22 protein-coding genes, 1 tRNA gene, 1 pseudogene and 2 riboswitches are annotated in these 18,388 nt (G+C 42.9%); of the genes and pseudogenes, 8 read left to right on the forward strand and 16 right to left on the reverse strand.

Annotated features, from left to right (window positions below):
• Positions 1 to 67: 67 nt before the first annotated feature.
• Positions 68 to 862: pseudogene (locus V8G47_RS18375) on the reverse strand (ribonucleotide reductase N-terminal alpha domain-containing protein); the annotation flags it as partial.
• Between the two features lie 350 nt (positions 863 to 1,212).
• On the reverse strand, positions 1,213 to 2,049 hold the full coding sequence (locus tag V8G47_RS18380; protein ID WP_336201354.1) for a lipoate--protein ligase family protein: 837 nt from the start codon (positions 2,047 to 2,049) through the stop codon (positions 1,213 to 1,215).
• Between the two features lie 209 nt (positions 2,050 to 2,258).
• On the opposite strand from V8G47_RS18380, the gene V8G47_RS18385 reads away from it, so the two are divergent.
• A complete protein-coding gene (locus V8G47_RS18385; protein WP_034757979.1) occupies positions 2,259 to 2,642 on the forward strand; it encodes a rhodanese-like domain-containing protein in 384 nt (127 codons plus the stop codon).
• Positions 2,643 to 2,952: 310 nt separating this feature from the next.
• Here the strand turns inward: V8G47_RS18385 and gcvPB are convergent, their stop codons facing one another.
• From gcvPB to gcvT, 3 genes are read right to left on the reverse strand one after another with little or no spacing between them, the layout of a single operon-like run.
• Positions 2,953 to 4,416, reverse strand: a complete 1,464-nt coding sequence (gene gcvPB / locus V8G47_RS18390) for an aminomethyl-transferring glycine dehydrogenase subunit GcvPB (protein WP_034757969.1) — start codon at positions 4,414 to 4,416, stop codon at positions 2,953 to 2,955.
• Positions 4,409 to 5,755: an aminomethyl-transferring glycine dehydrogenase subunit GcvPA gene (gene gcvPA, locus V8G47_RS18395; protein ID WP_336201355.1), complete on the reverse strand. Its 1,347-nt coding sequence runs from the start codon at positions 5,753 to 5,755 to the stop codon at positions 4,409 to 4,411. The genes gcvPB and gcvPA overlap by 8 nt, the downstream gene beginning before the upstream one ends.
• 16 nt (positions 5,756 to 5,771) lie before the next feature.
• Positions 5,772 to 6,878 carry a glycine cleavage system aminomethyltransferase GcvT gene (gcvT, locus tag V8G47_RS18400; RefSeq protein WP_336201356.1) on the reverse strand — a complete coding sequence of 369 codons (1,107 nt, stop codon included), beginning with the start codon at positions 6,876 to 6,878 and terminating at the stop codon, positions 5,772 to 5,774.
• A 97-nt stretch (positions 6,879 to 6,975) separates the two neighbouring features.
• Positions 6,976 to 7,055: riboswitch (glycine riboswitch) on the reverse strand.
• Between the two features lie 3 nt (positions 7,056 to 7,058).
• Positions 7,059 to 7,150: riboswitch (glycine riboswitch) on the reverse strand.
• A gap of 174 nt (positions 7,151 to 7,324) precedes the next feature.
• Here gcvT and V8G47_RS18405 point away from each other — a divergent pair.
• Positions 7,325 to 9,025 carry a DEAD/DEAH box helicase gene (locus V8G47_RS18405; protein WP_336201357.1) on the forward strand — a complete coding sequence of 567 codons (1,701 nt, stop codon included), beginning with the start codon at positions 7,325 to 7,327 and terminating at the stop codon, positions 9,023 to 9,025.
• Positions 8,994 to 9,785, forward strand: coding sequence for a YqhG family protein (locus V8G47_RS18410; protein ID WP_336201358.1), 792 nt, complete (start codon positions 8,994 to 8,996; stop codon positions 9,783 to 9,785). Before V8G47_RS18405 ends, V8G47_RS18410 begins: the two co-directional genes overlap by 32 nt.
• Positions 9,786 to 9,865: 80 nt before the next feature.
• Here V8G47_RS18410 and V8G47_RS18415 read toward each other — a convergent pair whose 3' ends face one another.
• The 9 genes from V8G47_RS18415 to comGA are packed head-to-tail and all read right to left on the reverse strand — an operon-like array spanning position 9,866 to position 14,598.
• Positions 9,866 to 10,045 carry a YqzE family protein gene (locus V8G47_RS18415; protein ID WP_034757956.1) on the reverse strand — a complete coding sequence of 60 codons (180 nt, stop codon included), beginning with the start codon at positions 10,043 to 10,045 and terminating at the stop codon, positions 9,866 to 9,868.
• Between the two features lie 56 nt (positions 10,046 to 10,101).
• Positions 10,102 to 10,602, reverse strand: coding sequence for a shikimate kinase (locus V8G47_RS18420; protein WP_336201359.1), 501 nt, complete (start codon positions 10,600 to 10,602; stop codon positions 10,102 to 10,104).
• A 3-nt stretch (positions 10,603 to 10,605) separates the two neighbouring features.
• Positions 10,606 to 10,914, reverse strand: coding sequence for a hypothetical protein (locus tag V8G47_RS18425; protein WP_336201360.1), 309 nt, complete (start codon positions 10,912 to 10,914; stop codon positions 10,606 to 10,608).
• 40 nt (positions 10,915 to 10,954) lie between these two features.
• Positions 10,955 to 11,413, reverse strand: a complete 459-nt coding sequence (gene comGF, locus V8G47_RS18430) for a competence type IV pilus minor pilin ComGF (RefSeq protein WP_336201361.1) — start codon at positions 11,411 to 11,413, stop codon at positions 10,955 to 10,957.
• Complete coding sequence (locus tag V8G47_RS18435; RefSeq protein ID WP_336201362.1) at positions 11,385 to 11,711, reverse strand: type II secretion system protein; 327 nt, start codon at positions 11,709 to 11,711, stop codon at positions 11,385 to 11,387. The genes comGF and V8G47_RS18435 overlap by 29 nt, the downstream gene beginning before the upstream one ends.
• Positions 11,695 to 12,144: a competence type IV pilus minor pilin ComGD gene (comGD, locus tag V8G47_RS18440; protein ID WP_336201363.1), complete on the reverse strand. Its 450-nt coding sequence runs from the start codon at positions 12,142 to 12,144 to the stop codon at positions 11,695 to 11,697. The genes V8G47_RS18435 and comGD overlap by 17 nt, the downstream gene beginning before the upstream one ends.
• Positions 12,137 to 12,445 carry a competence type IV pilus major pilin ComGC gene (gene comGC / locus V8G47_RS18445; protein WP_442970875.1) on the reverse strand — a complete coding sequence of 103 codons (309 nt, stop codon included), beginning with the start codon at positions 12,443 to 12,445 and terminating at the stop codon, positions 12,137 to 12,139. The genes comGD and comGC overlap by 8 nt, the downstream gene beginning before the upstream one ends.
• A 28-nt stretch (positions 12,446 to 12,473) precedes the next feature.
• Positions 12,474 to 13,496, reverse strand: a complete 1,023-nt coding sequence (gene comGB / locus V8G47_RS18450) for a competence type IV pilus assembly protein ComGB (protein ID WP_336201364.1) — start codon at positions 13,494 to 13,496, stop codon at positions 12,474 to 12,476.
• Positions 13,480 to 14,598 carry a competence type IV pilus ATPase ComGA gene (gene comGA / locus V8G47_RS18455; protein ID WP_336201365.1) on the reverse strand — a complete coding sequence of 373 codons (1,119 nt, stop codon included), beginning with the start codon at positions 14,596 to 14,598 and terminating at the stop codon, positions 13,480 to 13,482. The genes comGB and comGA overlap by 17 nt, the downstream gene beginning before the upstream one ends.
• 126 nt (positions 14,599 to 14,724) lie before the next feature.
• Here comGA and V8G47_RS18460 point away from each other — a divergent pair, with 126 nt between their 5' ends.
• Both V8G47_RS18460 and V8G47_RS18465 read left to right on the forward strand, forming a co-directional pair.
• Positions 14,725 to 15,363, forward strand: coding sequence for a cupin domain-containing protein (locus V8G47_RS18460; protein ID WP_336201366.1), 639 nt, complete (start codon positions 14,725 to 14,727; stop codon positions 15,361 to 15,363).
• A gap of 69 nt (positions 15,364 to 15,432) precedes the next feature.
• Positions 15,433 to 15,504, forward strand: a tRNA-Gln gene (locus V8G47_RS18465).
• Positions 15,505 to 15,730: 226 nt separating this feature from the next.
• Here V8G47_RS18465 and V8G47_RS18470 read toward each other — a convergent pair.
• Positions 15,731 to 16,111, reverse strand: a complete 381-nt coding sequence (locus V8G47_RS18470; protein ID WP_261750359.1) for a Spx/MgsR family RNA polymerase-binding regulatory protein — start codon at positions 16,109 to 16,111, stop codon at positions 15,731 to 15,733.
• Between the two features lie 276 nt (positions 16,112 to 16,387).
• On the opposite strand from V8G47_RS18470, the gene V8G47_RS18475 reads away from it, so the two are divergent.
• On the forward strand, positions 16,388 to 16,633 hold the full coding sequence (locus tag V8G47_RS18475) for a DUF2626 domain-containing protein (RefSeq protein WP_034757675.1): 246 nt from the start codon (positions 16,388 to 16,390) through the stop codon (positions 16,631 to 16,633).
• 40 nt (positions 16,634 to 16,673) lie between these two features.
• On the opposite strand, the gene V8G47_RS18480 is transcribed toward V8G47_RS18475, so the two are convergent.
• Entirely contained in the window at positions 16,674 to 17,309 is a 636-nt protein-coding gene (locus tag V8G47_RS18480; protein ID WP_336201367.1) for an MBL fold metallo-hydrolase, read from the reverse strand.
• Positions 17,310 to 17,504: 195 nt separating this feature from the next.
• Between V8G47_RS18480 and V8G47_RS18485 the strand changes: the two genes are divergently transcribed.
• Together V8G47_RS18485 and V8G47_RS18490 are read left to right on the forward strand one after the other, a co-directional pair.
• Positions 17,505 to 17,678, forward strand: coding sequence for a DUF2759 domain-containing protein (locus V8G47_RS18485; protein WP_034757672.1), 174 nt, complete (start codon positions 17,505 to 17,507; stop codon positions 17,676 to 17,678).
• 213 nt (positions 17,679 to 17,891) lie between these two features.
• Positions 17,892 to 18,245 (forward strand): winged helix-turn-helix transcriptional regulator, encoded by a 354-nt coding sequence (locus tag V8G47_RS18490; protein WP_336201368.1) that lies wholly within the window; start codon positions 17,892 to 17,894, stop codon positions 18,243 to 18,245.
• Positions 18,246 to 18,388: the final 143 nt, after the last annotated feature.

Consider the following 18,388-nt stretch of genomic DNA (forward strand, 5'->3'; position numbering starts at 1 on the left):
ACACTACCTTAAAGAGTTTCCAGCAATTCACGAGGTTTATTTATAGACGAGGCACTTATGCTGTTTTACCACGTCTTGATCCGCCCTGCTCAACCAAGTGAGTCAGTTTAGCGATGTCATCCAGCCAGGAAACGGAACCTGATGATTTACCGTTGACACCTTTCGCTAGAGTATTACGTGGACGAAGGGTCGATCCGTTCGTTCCGACTCCACCGCCGCGGCTCATGATCTCCATCACCTGCTTGCGGTGTTCTGAGATACCTTCGCGGGAATCCTGTACGAATGGCATCACATAACAGTTGAAGTAGGTTACGTCCGTGCCTGCACCAGCTCCGTAAAGAACACGTCCGGCAGGAACAAAATGCAGGTTCACTAGCTCATGATAGAATTTTTCAAACCAAATCTGTCTCTTTTCAGGAGTTTCTTCCACTTCTGCCAAGCCTGTTGCGTTACGCTTCGCAATTTGTTCATAGTAGACTTCAAGTGGTTTCTCAATGACATCCAATGTCCTCGAGACAATCCCCGTTTCCATCTCCTCCGGTTTATCGATGGCACTTCTGTACTCTTCTTCGATCCAGACAGATGCTTTTTTCGTTTCCCAATCGATACTTGAAATGTAGCCCAATCCCCTTGCAGGGAACTTGGGATCCTCCTTGATGGTCAGGACCACGAAGTCTCCTTCGCTAAGTGTGATCTTTTCCGTATCCTTGAACGAATAACGATCGATCATGACCAGACGGGATACACCTTTGTGTGTAGTAGTCATATCCGGTGTGACGGGATGTACTTGAGGAAATAATCCAATATCCTTATTTAATCTCTCGGTGTTTAATTTCATCGCATTTTTCGACGCAACAGTCATAAAGACAACTCCTTCTATCTCATATGTTTCAGTTTCTGTTTTCTTCGCTGATGTCTTATATCAAGTATTAAGATATCATAGCCATTCTGGAAAAGCAATAAATAAACACAACATATTGTGTACGAAAAATTATTCGACACACCATATATTGTGTTTCAGGTCAATAGGTCATTTGTTTGTCAAACGGTTAAAATGCCAATAAAAATAGAAAACGGGAGAAAAGAATAGAAAAACATCTATTAATCCGGCCATTTCTATTAATTTTGAACTTGATATAATATAAAGCACCGTAATCGTTGGTAAAATAGGAAAAAAGCGACAAGCATCGCTTTTTTTCAACAAAAAATTTTTTAACGTTTAAAATTCCACTCATCAGATTCGTATCGTGATTCGGCAAGATCCACAACATATTGTGTTTCCTCTTCAGAGAGCTCATAAGGCTCGAGATGGATATTCAATCCTTCCTCAAAACCTTTTTTAAATGCTTCCTTCGCCATATCCATCGTGACCGGTACAGAACTGATTTCATTCATTGCAACAGCCTTGCTTTTAAAAGCCCGCTGCATACGCTCTTTTACCCTGTCGGATGGGTAGTTAAACAGGCTGAACAACTTATCCTCATCAAGATCCAATAGAATCGAGCCGTGCTGAAGGATGACACCTTTTTGTCTGGTCTGTGCACTTCCTGCCACTTTTCGTCCTTCCACGACAAGCTCATACCAGCTCGGAGCATCAAAGCAAACCGCTGAACGCGGGTTCTTTAATCCTTCCCGCTCTTCCGCCGTCCTTGGTACAGCAAAGTAGGCTTCGAGACCGAGCCCTTGAAATCCCTTCAGAATCCCTTCTGAAATCACACGGTACGCTTCTGTGACGGTCCTCGGCATTTCCGGATGCTCTTCTGACACGATGACGCTGTACGTCAATTCATGTTCATGAAGAACCCCTCTGCCTCCCGTAGGCCGTCTTACAAAACCAAGTCCGTGTTCTTTGACAGCGTCAAGATTGATTTCCTTTTCTACTTTTTGAAAGTAACCGACAGAAAGTGTCGCTGGATCCCATCCGTAAAACCGGATCGTAGGAGGGATCTTCCCTTCACTGTGCCAATCGAGCAAGGCCTCATCAAGGGCCATATTATAAGAGGGAGAACAATTCCCGGAGTCAATGAATCTCCACGTTTCCTTTTTCATGCAGCATACCTCATTTGCGTCTTCTATTTATATTGTTATGTAAAAATTCATCTTCATTCAAGTCCGTTACTAGTCTATCAAATCCAATCGAAAAAACAAAGAAAAACAGATTGGAAAGTCTTTGCTGTAAAATAATAAATTTGTTTTGATTCTTACGCACTTCATGAATATAATAGAAGGTAGCGCATTTGTAGAAAGGAGCATGAATGATGGAAGGATTATATATTCTTTTGGTCGTACTTGGTGGAATCATCATCTATTCACTTTTTACGTTCTTCTATCAAAAGAGAATCGTGAATACATTGAATGAGGAAGAATTTCGAGCAGGATACCGTAAAGCTCAATTGATAGATGTTCGTGAAGCGAATGAATTTGAAAACGGCCACGTCCTCGGTGCACGGAATATTCCTTTGTCACAGATCAAAATGAGACAAAAGGAAATCCGTTCAGATCAACCTGTATACCTTTATTGCCAAAGCGGACTCCGTAGCGGAAGAGCAGCTCAAATGCTGCACAAAAAAGGCTACCGCAATCTTCACCAGTTGCAGGGTGGATTCAAAAAGTGGACAGGGAAAGTAAAGCATAAAAAATAATGCAGAGAGATCGCCAAGGGGCGATCTTTTTTTGATTGGATGTGGGCGGGGTTCGTGCATGATCCGGTTCACATGCATTCCGCAAATGGAACTAAATGGTATTCGGCTGGTTTTCTCCTGAAAACGGCTGGATTTTTGGATCTTTCCGCTGGATTATCAACCAAAGCGGCTGGTTTCCTATTCACTTCGGCCGGATTTTCACTGGAATCGGCCGGATACCCCATCACAAACACTACATATCGAAGGTCCGTCCCTCAAATAAAAGCCCTGCAGAGATTTACCTGCAGGGCTTTCGGTGTTAATGGTATGTTTAGCTCTCTTTTGTATAACGGAGTACCGGTTTTCTTGCCGCCAGTGTTTCATCCATACGCTTCACGATGGTTGTGTGAGGGGCTTCCTGGACGATTTCCGGTGTTTCTTCTGCTTCTTTGGCAATTTGGATCATGGCATCAATGAAGGAATCAAGGGTTTCCTTGGATTCTGTTTCCGTCGGTTCGATCATCATGCACTCTTCCACGTTTAACGGGAAGTAGATGGTTGGTGGATGATATCCGAAGTCCAGTAGTCGCTTCGCAATATCCAATGTTCGGACGCCGAGCTTCTTCTGACGTTTCCCACTGATGACAAACTCATGCTTACAATGACGATCGTATGGCAGGTCAAAGTGAGGTGCCAGTCGACGCATCATGTAGTTGGCATTCAGGACCGCGTTTTCCGTTACGGCTCTCAGTCCGTCCGGCCCCATCGTCCTGATATACGTATACGCACGGACATTGATTCCAAAGTTTCCATAGTAAGGTTTTACCCGTCCGATGGATTCAGGTCTGTTGTAATCGAATTCGAATGTGTCACCATTTTTCACCAGTACCGGTTTAGGAAGGTATTTAATCAAGTCTTCCTTCACGCCGACAGGACCGCTTCCCGGACCGCCGCCTCCGTGAGGGCCAGTGAATGTTTTATGGAGATTTAAATGTACGACGTCAAATCCCATATCCCCCGGTCTTGCTTTTGAAAGGACGGCATTTAGATTGGCACCATCATAATACAGCTTTCCGCCAGCTTCATGAATGATGGAAGCCATTTCCATGATGTTCTCTTCGAATAATCCCAGGGTGTTCGGGTTTGTCAACATCAGGGCAGCCGTGTCATCCCCGACGACGCGCTTAAGATCGTCCAAGTCGACGAGCCCATTATCGTTTGACTTCACCGTTACCGTTTCAAAGCCGGCAACCGTTGCACTGGCCGGGTTTGTTCCATGAGCTGAATCGGGTACGATGACCTTCGTACGGTGTGTATCACCATTTGCTTCATGATAAGCACGGATCATCATAAGTCCGGTCCATTCACCATGGGCCCCTGCAGCAGGTTGAAGGGTGACTTCATCCATACCGGTGATTTCTTTCAAATGCTCCTGCAGGTCATACATTAGTTCAAGGGCACCTTGAACGCTTTCCGGTTCCTGCAGCGGGTTGATATGGGCGAATCCGTTCAAGCGTGCAACGTTTTCGTTCACTTTCGGATTGTACTTCATCGTACAGGATCCAAGTGGATAGAAACCGGAGTCCACACCGTGATTACGTTTGGATAAGGCCGTATAGTGGCGCATGATATCGAGTTCCGAAACCTCCGGGAGTTCCGGTGCTTCTGTGCGGATGTAATCTGATGGAATGAGCTCGGATAAATCTACCTGAGGTACATCCATTTCAGGTAAGCTGTAACCAATTCGGCCTTCTTTAGATAATTCAAAAATAAGAGGTTGATCTTGCTTATTCATGACAATCCCCCAATTCTGCTGCGAATGCGTCGATTTCATCTTTGCTGCGAAGTTCCGTGACAGCCACCAGCATATGCTGCGTTAAGCTGTCATCCATAAGTCCAAGGTCATATCCACCAATCATGTCTTTTTCAAGTAGCTTTTGATTGATTTCTTTGACAGGCCTATTTACCTTTATGACAAACTCATTGAATGATGGTCCTTCAAACGCGACGAGGAACCCTTTCGCTTTCAAGGCTTCTTTGGCGTAATGAGCTTTTTGGATATTCTGAATGGCCATTTCTTTGACACCCTGTTTTCCGAGTGCCGTCATCGCGACGGATGCAGCGAGTGCATTCAATGCCTGATTGGAACAGATATTTGATGTCGCTTTGTCGCGACGGATATGTTGTTCACGGGCTTGGAGGGTCAAAACGAAACCGCGGATGCCGTCTTCATCAACGGTTTGACCGACCAGGCGTCCAGGTACCTTGCGCATAAGCTTCTTGTTCACGGCGAAGTATCCGCAGTGAGGTCCACCGAAGGCGCTCGGGATACCGAATGGCTGTGCATCCCCAATGACAATGTCCGCCCCTAATTTCCCCGGAGGTGTAAGTGCCCCGAGTGCGAGGGGATTTGAGGACACGACGAACATCGCTTTTTCCCCATGTGCCACTTCTTCGATCGCTTTCAGCTCTTCCACACGCCCAAAGAAGTTAGGATATTGAACGATGACCGCTGCAATCTCATCACTCATTAATTTCTTAAGTTCTTCCACATCGGTTACACCATCCGTGTGCGGAATCTCCACCACTTCGATATACTGACCTTTTGCATATGAGCGCAAAACATCACGTGATTCGGGATGGACTGTGCTTGAAACAAGTACCTTCTTCCGGCGGGTCTGGCCTGCACTCAGCATTGCTGCTTCTGCAAGAGCCGTTCCTCCATCATACATAGAGGAATTGGCTACATCCATTCCTGTAAGCTCACAAATCATCGTCTGGAATTCAAAAATGGCTTGAAGCTCCCCTTGGGAAATTTCAGGCTGATACGGCGTATACGCTGTATAAAACTCTGAGCGCGATAATACGTGATCTACGATGATAGGCATGTAGTGGTCATAGACCCCTGCCCCGAGAAACGATGTATGACTTTTCAGGTCAGCATTCTTCGCTGCCATTTTAGTCAGTTCTTTTACCAATTCCGTTTCTGACTTCGCTTCTTTGATGTTGTAATCCCCTTTGAAACGAACCTGTTCAGGAATATCTTCAAATAGATCGTTTACGCTGTCTACTCCTATTAGATCTAACATTTCCCTTTGATCCTGCTCTGTCATCGGTAAATAACGATGCTTCATGACCGTCATTCCTCCCCTATTTCTTTGGTCTTTTATAAAAAGGTGTTGATGCCACTTTCGCTTTAAGCTTTTTCCCTCGGATTTCAACCAGTACTTCTGTATCCAGTGAAGTGAATTCTTTATTAAGCAATGCCAATCCTATATTTTTCTTTAATGTAGGTGATTGCGTCCCTGTTGTGACTTCCCCTATTTCTTCTTCACCTGAAAATACTTTGTAGCCATGACGGGGAATACCGCGGTCGATCATTTCGATACCCACGATCTTTCGAGGGGCACCTTCTTCTTTTTGTCGTTTCAGTACTTCCTGACCGATGAATGGAATCTCTTTATTCACTTTGACAGCGAAACCGATTCCCGCCTCGATCGGTGTGATCGATTGGGATAATTCCTGTCCGTAAAGGGCAAGATTCGCTTCAAAACGCAATGTATCGCGTGCACCAAGTCCGCACGGAAGGACGCCTCTCTCCTTGCCGGCAGCCAGGATTGCCTTCCAGATCGCAGCCGCATCACCTGCATCACAGTAAATCTCGAATCCGTCTTCCCCTGTGTAACCTGTACGGGAAACGAGTGCGAGCTTTCCATCTATGTTCACTTCAGTCTGAAATTTAAAAAATCCGATGTCACTCAATACATGTTCATTTGTGATTGTTTGTAAAACCTCTTCAGCAATCGGACCTTGAAGTGCCAATTGCGCCATATTTTCAGAGATATTGTTAATCTCAACTTCTTCTGTCTGGTGTTCTTTCAGCCATTTGAAATCTTTATCTATATTTGCTGCATTGACAACAAGCAAATAATCATTGTCTTTTATCTTATAAACAAGTAAATCATCGACCGTCCCACCGTTTTCGTAGCACATAGCCGTATACTGAGCGCCTCCGTCTTTCACTTTGGAGACATCATTCGTCATCATTTTTTGTAAGTAGTCAAGAGCCCCTTCACCCTTCACTTCAATTTCTCCCATATGAGAAACGTCGAATAGACCTGCCCGGGAACGTACCGCTTCATGTTCTTCCTTAATACTCGAGAATTGCACTGGTAAAGCCCAGCCACCGAAGTCGATGGTCTTTCCTCCATACTCTTTGTACACTTCGTATAAAGGTGTTTGTTTTAACTCTGACATGACTTTTCCCCCTTTATCTTCCTTACATGCATAATCCTTAACCACGTTTTATTCCATGAAAAAAGGACAGAAAAACCCCTTTTCATAAAGAAGTTTTCTCTGTCCTGGCACCTGAAAGTTTACCGAAGAACGGCTTTCCCCTTTGGTGGTTTCCTGGGTAGGAAACACTCTCCAGAGTTGCGTCCAACAAGAGTCTTTTTGCCTGAGAGATTCACACTTAAACGTGCTTGCTCCTTCGGCGCTGTATGCACAGTCTCTCCCCTTGTCATCATTCGCCAATATTCCTTGAAACAATTGGTCATACTAGAAATATACAGAAGAAATGTTGTAAATGTGAATGTTCGGATTTTCGAGTTTTTCTAACAATTGAAAATCTATTTTCATCCTACCATTAAATACGAGTTTTGAGCAATCATTTTTATAAGAATTAAGGAGATGTTTTTCAGATGAATGTTGAAGTTATGTTTGATGAAGAGTGGGGAGAAGGTCTCGGGAATTTAATCGAAAACGATGGACCATGGGGAAACTGGGAACTTTATAAGCTCGCCATCGAATTCGAGCACCATCTTGCAATTCCGAACTTTGAAGGCCTCCAGGCTCCAAAACATTTGGCAAACGTCACCCCTCTCCCTCATCAGCTGGAAGCAGCGAAGCAGGTTGTGGAAACGATGAATGGAAAAGCCATCCTTGCAGATGAAGTCGGACTCGGGAAGACGATCGAGGCAGGATTGATATTAAAAGAGTACATGATTCGGGGATTAGTAAAAAAAGTATTGATCCTTGTTCCCGCTTCCCTCGTTTCTCAGTGGGCTTATGAATTGAACAGCAAGTTCTTCATTCCCGCCGTGCCCCAGAGAAAGAGCTATGTGTGGGATCAATGTGACATCGTGGTCTCTTCAATGGACACTGCTAAAAGAAGTCCTCACAGGGAAAAGGTGTATGAACAGAATTATGACTTGGTGATCATTGACGAAGCTCACAAACTGAAAAATCATAAAACAAAAAACTATGAATTTGTGCAGAATCTAAAGAAAAAATTCTGCCTGCTTTTGACTGCCACGCCCATCCAAAATCGTGTAGAGGAAATCTTTCATCTCGTTTCCCTATTAAAGCCGGGGCATCTTGGCAATGAATCAGGATTTACAGACAGATATAAAAAAGGAGATCGTTCGCTTCAGGAGGATGAACATTTAAAGAGCCTCATTAACAAAGTGATGATCCGTAACAGACGTGGGGATACAGGTATCGAATGGACAAAGCGCCATGTGAAGACGGTGTTGATCGATTTCAATGAAGCCGAAAGAGATCTGTATAACAGTATCGATCTGCTCAGGGGGAGATATGATGACTGGGCCAATTCAAGTTCCTTCTCCCTTTTGACTTTACAAAGAGAAGCATGCAGCTCACGTGAAGCTGTTTTTTACACCTTGAAGAATATGCTTGAAAAGAAGGAATCACCTACCCCGGCCTTCCAACAGGTGATTGGGACTTTGATGAAAAAAGTAGAAAATGTCACGATGAACTCCAAGGCTCAGAAAGCATTGGAAATCGTACAATCGATTAATGATAAAGTGATTATTTTCACGGAGTACCGGGCGACACAGCTTTACCTTCAATGGTTTTTGAAGCAGCATGGAATCAGCTCGGTCCCATTCAGGGGAGGATTTAAGCGTGGAAAAAAAGACTGGATGCGTGAACTATTCCAGAAGCATGCGCAGGTGCTGATCGCCACCGAAGCCGGCGGAGAAGGAATCAACCTTCAATTCTGCCATCACGTGATCAATTTCGACCTTCCCTGGAACCCCATGAGGCTTGAGCAACGTATAGGCCGTGTGCACCGCCTCGGCCAGACGGAAGATGTTCATATCTATAACTTTGCAACTAAGAATACCGTTGAAGAACATATCCTGAAGCTTCTGTATGAAAAAATCAATCTTTTTGAGCGGGTGATCGGACAATTGGACGAAATCTTGACGCGCCTTGATTTCAGGGATTTTGAAGAGCATGTTACAGACATCCTCTCCTCCTCCCGTACAGAAGGGGAAATGAAGATCAAAATGGAAAATTTGACGAGTATGATTCAATTCGCTGAACAATTAAAGGAGGAGAAATCAAATGCAGCAGCACGAAATTCATCGATTTCTTGAGAGGTACTTCGTCGCCAACGGCTGTGATATGGTTACGAACGGCAATGGATATATGACCGTACAGCTGACCATCGATTTGGATAAAGAGCTTATGAACCGTCCGTTCTACTGGCATTATCTTGAAAAGACAGGCGGGACACCAAATCCTATGACATTATCTCTCGTCACGAATCCCGACCAGGCCCCGGAAGATATGAAAGGAGAACCGATTCACTTTGGTTCCCCGCGGCTGCATCAGATCTTTCATTCGACGCGAAATTTGGCAGGGTATATCCGACTATATGAGAACCGCTACACACCAAGCGGACAGCAGACGCCCCTGCACCCTTGGCTGGGCCTGAATATTAAAATATCCTATCAATCCAATCGAAAGAAAGACAGCATTAAGAGCATCGGATTGAACCTGATCAACGGCGTCATAGAAGAGGACTTTCATTCATCATTATTATCCAAAAATCTGACGCCAAAGATTCCTGACTTCTCATTCACTTTGACACCGATCATCAAGCCGAAAAGCGGGGTGAACCGGATTCAGACTTATCTTTATGAAGAAATTAAAAGGGAGCCCGTCGAATGGGCGGAACAAGCAAGGAAAGCCTGGGAGGAGGACCTTCAACTTCTGAATCACTTCTATGGAGATCAAGAAGAAAAGCCTGAATCTTATTTTCTTGAACAGCAGGCGTTAAAGGAGCAGTATGAACCGAAAATCACCATTGAAGTCATAAACGGCGGGATTTTTTATCTGCATCAGTCAAAGTGAGGATTCAGGGGGAGGCAAGCTTTATTTCTCCCCCTTCTGCTATCAAAAAAAAGGACTACCATAAAGGTAATCCTTTTCCATTATTTATTTTTCTTGAACATGATCATGAAAGCATATGGGATGATGCCGAACCACCTGAAGAGAAATGGTTCCCGCTCATTCTTTCTCTGCTTTTTTAATGTTTTACGTTCATGGGGTGATTTTTCATAATGCTGGACAAATGTTTGTGTTATGAACTTAACATAATCATTTACTGACATAAAAGCACCACCTTCCGCTTTTATCAGTATCCCCATTCGAACGGAAATTATACAGCCTAACTCTCGATATAGGGCAATATCGTTTGAACCACTTCATCGACAGATTTATGATCTGTATGAATGGTCACAGAGCTCCCTTCTTCATACAGGGGAAAACGATGTTCGAAAAGGTCCGATAATTTGTCTTTTGAATTATTTTGTACCAGAGGACGATTCTCATCCCCTTCAAGCCTTTCCCAAAGTACATCAAAAGAGCATGTTAAGTGGAACACAGAGTCGTTCTGCCTTAGAAAATCCCGATTCGCCTTTCTTTCCACCACTCCCCCACCAGTAGTGATAATGGCTTCTTCACTTTCCAATTCAAAGAGCACCTTGGTTTCCAGATCCCTGAAATACGATTCACCATGCTGAAGAAAGATATCTTTGATTGCACTTTTTTCTATACTTTCAATATAATGATCCATATCGATAACCGGAAGATTCAATACGTCTCCAAGTCGTTTTCCGATCGTTGTCTTTCCTACCCCCATAAAGCCAATAAAGAAAATCGGTTTCATATTCTACTCCCAACGTATGATTTGTTTTGTTTCCCTATTATACACAACCGTCGCAGGAAGAAAAACCTTCTTATCCCGTGAAAATGTCACTTCCAATTGGACTTCTTGCGGGTTAATCATCTGACTGGTGGTCATGATATCACCAAATTTGGTTTTTACATCCCCCGAAGGATGTGGTCCATTCTCGATTTCCATTAAGATAGCGTGGGAGACACTTACATTTCTTTCCTGGATACTCTTAATATTAGAGAGATACTGATACTTACTGATAAACAAATCTTTTGATGCAAGTGCTAAAACCAGGACAATCATCAATAGCAGCAGTGTATACGGGAGAATAAACCCGCTATTGTTAAGGAGAGAATCCCTCCTCAATCGCTGAAAAGTAGAAGAAGTTCCCTTCCACTTTTTCCCCACCTTCAAATTCCAGATCCAAATGCACCCCCTGATCGATGACATTAAACTCAAACCCATCCACTGACTGAAGGACGATTTCATGACCCCTATTATTCACCCTCCTTCTGATGGACTGATTATATTTTTCATACAGAATCGTTTCCCCGTCCATGACGAAGGAGATTTGATTGGTCATTACATTTACATCCTTTGCATTCCTTAATTCATTTCTTACACTTTCATGAAATAAATTCCATTCATAATAACGGGGAGGGACCAAATCATGCTTGATCGTTGAAAAACCTTTCATCATCAGGGGAATACTGAGGGAAATCATACAAAACAAACTAAAGCTTAACAGAGCTTCAATCAATGTGAACCCCTTCTCATCCATCCGTCCCGACACAAACTTCATGGAAGGTCTCCGTCTTTTCATCAAAGCGCACACATGCTTCACCACTCCCTCCGCTTTCCCAAACGAGCTCATACCTGACCCCCTTATAGGTTCTTGAATGGTCGACAAACTCATGTGTAACGATTGCCTCCTCCACCCCTTCCCGAAGGAATTTCAATGCTTCCACTTCACGTTGGAGCTTTTGAAGCCCCGACGCATAATGAATGAGGAAAGGGATGAACAAGCCGCAAATCATGAGGACACAACTAAACGCGACTAGTGTTTCCGGTAATGAGAAACCCTTAGTATTCCTGTACATAAAATCTCCCTTGACCAATTTGGAACATCAGAAACAAGGTGATATCTCCCATTTTAAAATTCACCCTGCCAAATCGGTTTGTATTTCCATCAGGATAAAAAGTGATTTCTTCCAGGCTGTTCGTAGAATTTATCTGTATGCCGTCAGGAAGCTCTCTCGAAACAATCGTTTGTCTTGCGTCCGTTTTAGCAACATATTTATTTGTAAATGGATAAAAAGTGAGGAAGAGAGGTGTTTGATGATTGATACTGTAACTCTGGATCTGGTAGAGGTCTGATTCGAGCTGAGAAATGAACAGTTCCTTTTCAGTGTGGTCTTTCAAAGGGACGATGGAAAAACCAACCCACGATAATAAAATGGTAAAGATCAATAAGACGATGAGCATTTCAACGAGGGTATATCCCCGTTCAGCTTTTATCCCATCATTAATCATCTGTCACCACCTTCCCCTCAGTATCGATGGATATGGCCCTTCCGTCGGGGCAGGCTTTATAGTCATCGTTCAGATAACCATCGGCAACCAGGGTATCTATGGTCACTGGATCTGTATTCCCATCCATTTTATACGCTTCAATCTGCCCTTCCACCATATGAACGAATGCTTCACAGCCCTTAGAGTTGATGGAGTTACTCTGATTTGTGACATTCGGGATCGTGATAAAAAGCAAGACGGAAATGACGAGCAAAACGATCATCATTTCGATTAATGTGAATCCTTTTTCATTTTTGATCATATTTTCCCTCCTGGGTATGGATTTCTTTTTAGATTCCCTGCATCATTTGAAAGAGAGGCATCATGATGGAGAAATAGATCGCCATGATGAATAGTCCGACAAAAGTAAAGATTGCAGGCTGGATATACTTGAGCCAGGCATGTGTTTTCTCCTCTAATTCCTGAAAGCAGATATCACTGTAAATACGAAGCTCCTCTGCCAATCTTCCGTTCGTCTGCCCATGCTGGACAACGAATGACATTTCCTCTTGAAAAAAAGGCATAGTGGAAAAACACTCATGAAAAGGCATCCCGGCTTTAAGTTGTTTGATGCAACGGCTGGCAATGTATTGTAAGGTCGGACGGAATGATTGTTTTTCGATGATGAGAAGGGATTCCGTGATGGATACTCCGCTTGAGAGCAGGAAGCTTAATTCCCTTGAAAAAAAGTGGGAATGACCAAGCTTCATATAAGTGGAGATAAATGGTATACGACACACGGCAACCGAGAGCTTCACAGGGGAAATTTTCTTTCTGAAAAGGAAAAAGACGATTGTCAGAAGCAGAAGAAACAGTAATCCTGCACAGAAAATCATGGGGAAGTTCTCGATGAAGTATAAAAGATACGTAAGTTTGGCTGAAGGTTCATAGCCCATCGAGGAATAAAGGGACTGAAATCTTGGAAATAATACCTTTCGAAGTAATACCATCATCATGATGGATATGAAAATTAACATGAGTGGGTATTGAAAGACCTTTTGCAATTGCTCCTGATTTTTTCTTCTTTTTATGAGATAGCTTCCTGCCTCAGACAGGGTATGTCCCATTTGGCCATGGTGCTCGGCGAAAAAAATCTGTGCGCTGACATGAGCGGGGATGTTGAGTTGTTTATTCATCACGGAGGAAATGGACTCTCCTTTTTGGAGGGAGCCGATCAATCTCTTTTTTAATTTGATGGTTTTCTTTTCTTTGGGAAGCAAGAGAAAGTCGATGGCTTCTGTAAAGGAATAGCCTTTTTGAAGGAGGTCACCAAGCCTCTTCAGAAATTTACCCTGATCATCGCTTTTCTTCATGAACCCATTTCCTATATTCATGTTCTGAAACAAATCCGAGTGCCACCCCCTTACATATTAAAGCCTGCAATGTGCGATACTGATGTTCCGCCGTCTCACCCCTAGCCTCTTTCAATACTTCCTTCAAAGCACTTCCCGTAATGATTTCATAGACAGAAGCCCTGTTGCGGTTTTTCCCCCTAAGACATTGACCGCCACATTCTGCTTTGCAGATCGGACAGATGAGCTTCAGCAACCTCTGAGCAGATACAGCGAGCAGCGTCTGTTCGATATCATGCCACTCGATCCCCAATTCCATCAAGCGATATATCGCCCCTTTTGCATCCCTTGTATGCAAGGTGGATATAACCAAATGACCTGTCAGGGACGCCCGTATCGCAATCTCTGCCGTCTCCCGGTCCCGGATTTCCCCCACCATGATGATATCGGGATCATGCCGCAAAATGGCTTTTAATCCCGTGGAGTACGTAATCCCAGCTTTTTCATTTACCTGGATCTGCACCATTTCATCATGCTGCTTCTCCACGGGATCCTCAAGGGTGATCACATTCCGGTTCAGGACGACGGAACAATGGTGCACGAGGGAATACAAAGTCGTCGTTTTACCACTTCCGGTCGGTCCTGTAAACAGGATGAGCCCATGGGAATGCATAAGAAGTGCAAGAAGTTTTTTAGCTGATGACGGGTATAGTGACATTTTTTCGATGGGAATCTGGTATTTTTGTGGGAGTATCCGAATAACGAGACTTTCTTTTAAGTGGGTGGTTGGCAGGGTGGAAATTCTAAGAGATAGGGGTGTGTTTTTTACGGTTAGGCTGAAGGAGCCGCTTTGGGGTTTACGCTTTTCTCCGATATCCATGGAGGCCATGAACTTCAGATGGGCAATCAAGCGGTCTGCCTGATCCGGGTCTATGGTCTGGAACGGAACCAGTACCCCGAGCTTTCTGAATTGAATCAAGTAATCTTTCGTTCTGGGAATCAAATGTACATCTGTTGCATCATTGCTGAAAGCTTCTCCGATCATCACTTCCGATAATGATTCGACTGAGTGAAATATGGATTGGCACCACCTTTCTGTTTTCTTAAAGTAAATATACGACATTAATTGGCAAAATCCTTCTTTTTTCGAAAGTTTTATTAAACTTTATGTCTCTCTCCGATTCACACTTCAACCGCCCACCCATATATTAAATAAGAAAGTCAGCCATCCGAAAGTGGTGATCATCCCATGACGAAATATATGGATTATTCTTCTCCAGATGCTCAATTCTCTTATGATGTGAATGAAAGTCCCCTATTCAAAAAAGATAATCAAAACCTGATCAATATATTAGGAGTAAATCAGCTTAATACATTGGACAATACTTCACTCCTTGATATCTATTTAAGTAAACACAACTTTGTAGAACCTCATTACCACCAAAATGCTGCGGAACTGGTCTATTGTATTTCCGGTGCAGCCATCGTCTCCATACTTAATCCATTTACGAAAGAGATACTAAATTACCGGATTTCGCCTGGACAAGTGGCGAATGTACCTCAAGGATGGTGGCATTATGAAGAAGCCAGGAAGGACAATACCCACCTACTCGCTATATTTAATTCTCCCGTTCCAGAAGTTGTCCTTGGCTCCGATATTTTAAAACTTACACCCTCAAGCGTCATGGCTCAAAATTATTGCATGAATGAAAACGCATGGATCAAAACGACAGAGAAAGTAAAGCCAGGCACGTACATCGGTCCGGGCTGCCTAGAACAAGAGAGGCATTCACCAGTACGACAAACACACTTCAATTGTCCTCCATACTATTATCAATATCAGCCAAACCCTTATTACAACAGACAATGCATTCCGAAAACATATTAAAAACTTTTTAATAATGCATGAATAGAACCTCAAAATACATCCATACTATACTTTGTAAAGACGATTCAATGGGCTATAGCCAAGCGGTAAGGCATCGCACTTTGACTGCGACATGCGTTGGTTCGAATCCAGCTAGCCCAGTATTTAAAGCGGAGGGGCTTTGCCCAGAGGCGACAAGCATAAGATGAGGAACCCGGAAAGGCGCTCTTTGCCTTTTTGGGTTCCTTAGCTTATGACCTCGAGCCTCTAAGCCCCGCAGCTGGATAATCGAAAAGCGGAGGCGGCTCGTTCAGCCCCGACAACTTAATAACCATTGAAAAAGGCAGGCACTTGAATTTCAAGTGCCTGCCTTTTTCAATTCAACCATCTAGCTGCTTTTCTTCAATGATCTGTTTTTGTTCGCCAAACTCTGAAGTCCTTCTGGATTATAGCCGACGACCAGTTTTTTTCCGTCTGTCAAAAGGGGCCTGCGAAGAAGTTTGGGTTCATCGATGATTAGTTTGATCACTTCTGATAACGGAAGATCGTTCACGTCTTTTCCCAAGTCTTTGAACGTTTGGCTTCTCGTGGCAAGTATCTCATCAAGACCATCTGTCGTTAAGGATAATAAATCCATTAGCTCTTTATGTGTAGGAGTCTCTCTGAATAGGTGTCTTTCATCAAAATCGACGGAATGTGCGGTTAACCACTTTTTGGCTTTTCGGCAAGAGGTACAGCTTGGATAAGTAAAAAATGTAAGGTTGTTCACTTTATTGACCTCCTTGAAATTGAACTTCTTATTCGTTAAACATATTGTATATTAATTGTATAACTTTTGTACAGTGATATCACTTGGAAATTTGTGATTATTTTTTTACATAAACTGGTTCAGGATAAAAACTAAGAAAAGAATAGAGTTAATGAAAGTTTCATGTTTAGTTAACAAGCATTCGTCACAAACTAACTTCAAACACATATTTACTTTTATGGTAGTATTCATTTATAATATTGAGTGATGGACTTAGGGTGCAAAGGAGGGTTACATATGGATCGTATGTTTAGAGTTCTTGGGTTTTGGACTGGTATTTTTGCCGTTATGTTCTATCTTGGTGATATGACCACGACATCATTAATCTTTTTAGGCCAAACCGGATTCTTCATTATGCTTAGCTATTTAAAACTGTCCGAACGCATGTATATTTATGTTTTCGGTGCCTACTTAACAGTGTTCTTTGCAGGTTTTACTTATTGGACGACCTTTATGATGACTCCTGGTGCAGGAGGACACTAAAAAAAATCCCTTCAGCTTTTAGCTGAAGGGATTTTTTTATTTAAAAGCCGTTTAAAAAGGGATTGGAATCCATTTCCGCTTCTACCGACGTTTCAGGACCGTGACCTGGTAGAACCGTGGTATCTTCAGGCAGGGTCAATAGCTTATCGTGAATACTTGCTAATAGTTCTTTCTGATTTCCACCTGGCAAATCAGATCGTCCGATACTTCCCATGAATAAAGTATCTCCTGCTAATACGATTCCACATTCTTGTACATAATAAGAAATACTACCGGGTGAATGACCAGGTGTTTCGAATAATTGCAGCTGAAAATCACCAATTTTCAAGTTCTTTTCATTTGTCAGTATGTAATCCGCTGGCTTCAGTCTGACGTGTTCCCCCATCATGAATAGCTGTGATCCATTCAATGAAGGATCCAATAACCACTGAGCCTCTTTTTCATGTACATATACAGGGATGCTGAAGTGGTCCCTCATTTGATCGACCGCTCCAATATGATCAAAATGAGCATGAGTGAGAAGGATGGCTAACGGTGACAATGATTGATTTTCCAACCATTGTGTCAGTTTCTCCCCTTCTCCTCCGGGATCAATGACCAGACAATCATTATTAGTGTTCCATAGGATATAACAGTTGGTTTGCAAAGGGCCTAAGGGCATTTGTTTCCATTGCAACGTTTCCACCTCCATTTGTGATACTATTATTGTATCAGAACTTCCATTATCATAAAAATGGGGCGACATAGAAGTGTCAAACTTTTTGACCTCGACAAACAGAAGAAAAACCTATAAAATGTTAATGGGTGCATTTATGTACATAATGTTACAATAGAGTCAGTAAAACGCATTTTAATGAAAGGGGTCATATAAATGGGTCTTGTAATTATTACTTCACTGGTTACATTATTAGCTTTATTCGCAGTAGTAAGCACATTCAAAAACAAGAATGCAATGGGAATCCTTTTCTCACTGGCGACATTAGGTGTCTTTGGATGGTTTACAATTATGACTGTCCTTCACTCTGGATACCCAGGTGGCCATTAATTAAAAATGTTTCACATTGAAAAGCCTTCCACTTTATTATGGAAGGCTTTTTAATTTTTCCCGCTCCCCTTATAGGCACCCTAAAGTACCCTATGGACCTTTTAGATGTGTACGCTATAATAATAGTGAAATGTATCTTCAAGGAAATGGGATATTCCTTTTCCTTGAAGCTGATTCTATATAGTATTCGACCATAGATGGGGAGGCAATGATATGAAAAAATACAATATACCCGTAGAAGCTTCCTTGGAAGTGATTGGTGGCAAGTGGAAGGTCGTCATCCTCTGTCATTTGATTAAAAGCAAGCGGAGAACCAGTGAACTAAAACGTTTGATGCCTGGAATAACTCAGAAAATGTTGACCCAGCAATTGAGGGAACTTGAAGCAGATGGAGTCATTAACCGGATCATTTATAATCAGGTCCCTCCAAAGGTTGAGTATGAACTGACAGAATACGGATGGTCGTTAAAAGAGCCTCTGGATATGTTATGTGCATGGGGTGAACAGCACATCGAAAAAACTTATCCCGACAAAAGTGAGGTCCTTTGGGAAAGTGAAGAAGTTTAATCGGTTCCTATAAAAAGAGTGGGCTTAGACGCGAGGCCACTGAAGAACTATTGCCTCTCAGAGATAGTTAAATAAAAAATGGCCCGTTTGGAGTGAATTTTTCCAAACGGGCCATTTTTTTAGAAGAAAAAGGGGGCTCTCTC

The sequence above is a fragment of the Rossellomorea sp. LJF3 genome, from assembly GCF_037046045.1.
In the GTDB taxonomy this organism is placed as follows: Bacteria; Bacillota; Bacilli; order Bacillales; family Bacillaceae_B; genus Rossellomorea.

Coding starts and splice junctions, on each gene's coding strand:
- V8G47_RS18485 (WP_034757672.1), top strand. CDS start 17,505: ATGGGTCTTGTAATTATTACTTCACTGGTTACATTATTAGCTTTATTC.
- gcvPA (WP_336201355.1), bottom strand. CDS start 5,755: ATGAAGCATCGTTATTTACCGATGACAGAGCAGGATCAAAGGGAAATG.
- comGF (WP_336201361.1), bottom strand. CDS start 11,413: ATGAAGTTTGTGTCGGGACGGATGGATGAGAAGGGGTTCACATTGATT.
- V8G47_RS18490 (WP_336201368.1), top strand. CDS start 17,892: ATGAAAAAATACAATATACCCGTAGAAGCTTCCTTGGAAGTGATTGGT.
- comGD (WP_336201363.1), bottom strand. CDS start 12,144: ATGATTAATGATGGGATAAAAGCTGAACGGGGATATACCCTCGTTGAA.
- gcvT (WP_336201356.1), bottom strand. CDS start 6,878: ATGTCAGAGTTAAAACAAACACCTTTATACGAAGTGTACAAAGAGTAT.
- comGA (WP_336201365.1), bottom strand. CDS start 14,598: ATGTCGTATATTTACTTTAAGAAAACAGAAAGGTGGTGCCAATCCATA.
- V8G47_RS18410 (WP_336201358.1), top strand. CDS start 8,994: ATGCAGCAGCACGAAATTCATCGATTTCTTGAGAGGTACTTCGTCGCC.
- V8G47_RS18435 (WP_336201362.1), bottom strand. CDS start 11,711: ATGTACAGGAATACTAAGGGTTTCTCATTACCGGAAACACTAGTCGCG.
- gcvPB (WP_034757969.1), bottom strand. CDS start 4,416: ATGAATAAGCAAGATCAACCTCTTATTTTTGAATTATCTAAAGAAGGC.
- V8G47_RS18425 (WP_336201360.1), bottom strand. CDS start 10,914: ATGATTGTCCTGGTTTTAGCACTTGCATCAAAAGATTTGTTTATCAGT.
- V8G47_RS18385 (WP_034757979.1), top strand. CDS start 2,259: ATGGAAGGATTATATATTCTTTTGGTCGTACTTGGTGGAATCATCATC.
- comGC (WP_442970875.1), bottom strand. CDS start 12,445: ATGATCAAAAATGAAAAAGGATTCACATTAATCGAAATGATGATCGTT.
- V8G47_RS18475 (WP_034757675.1), top strand. CDS start 16,388: ATGGATCGTATGTTTAGAGTTCTTGGGTTTTGGACTGGTATTTTTGCC.
- V8G47_RS18460 (WP_336201366.1), top strand. CDS start 14,725: ATGACGAAATATATGGATTATTCTTCTCCAGATGCTCAATTCTCTTAT.
- V8G47_RS18405 (WP_336201357.1), top strand. CDS start 7,325: ATGAATGTTGAAGTTATGTTTGATGAAGAGTGGGGAGAAGGTCTCGGG.
- V8G47_RS18420 (WP_336201359.1), bottom strand. CDS start 10,602: ATGAAACCGATTTTCTTTATTGGCTTTATGGGGGTAGGAAAGACAACG.
- comGB (WP_336201364.1), bottom strand. CDS start 13,496: ATGAAGAAAAGCGATGATCAGGGTAAATTTCTGAAGAGGCTTGGTGAC.
- V8G47_RS18380 (WP_336201354.1), bottom strand. CDS start 2,049: ATGAAAAAGGAAACGTGGAGATTCATTGACTCCGGGAATTGTTCTCCC.
- V8G47_RS18415 (WP_034757956.1), bottom strand. CDS start 10,045: ATGTCAGTAAATGATTATGTTAAGTTCATAACACAAACATTTGTCCAG.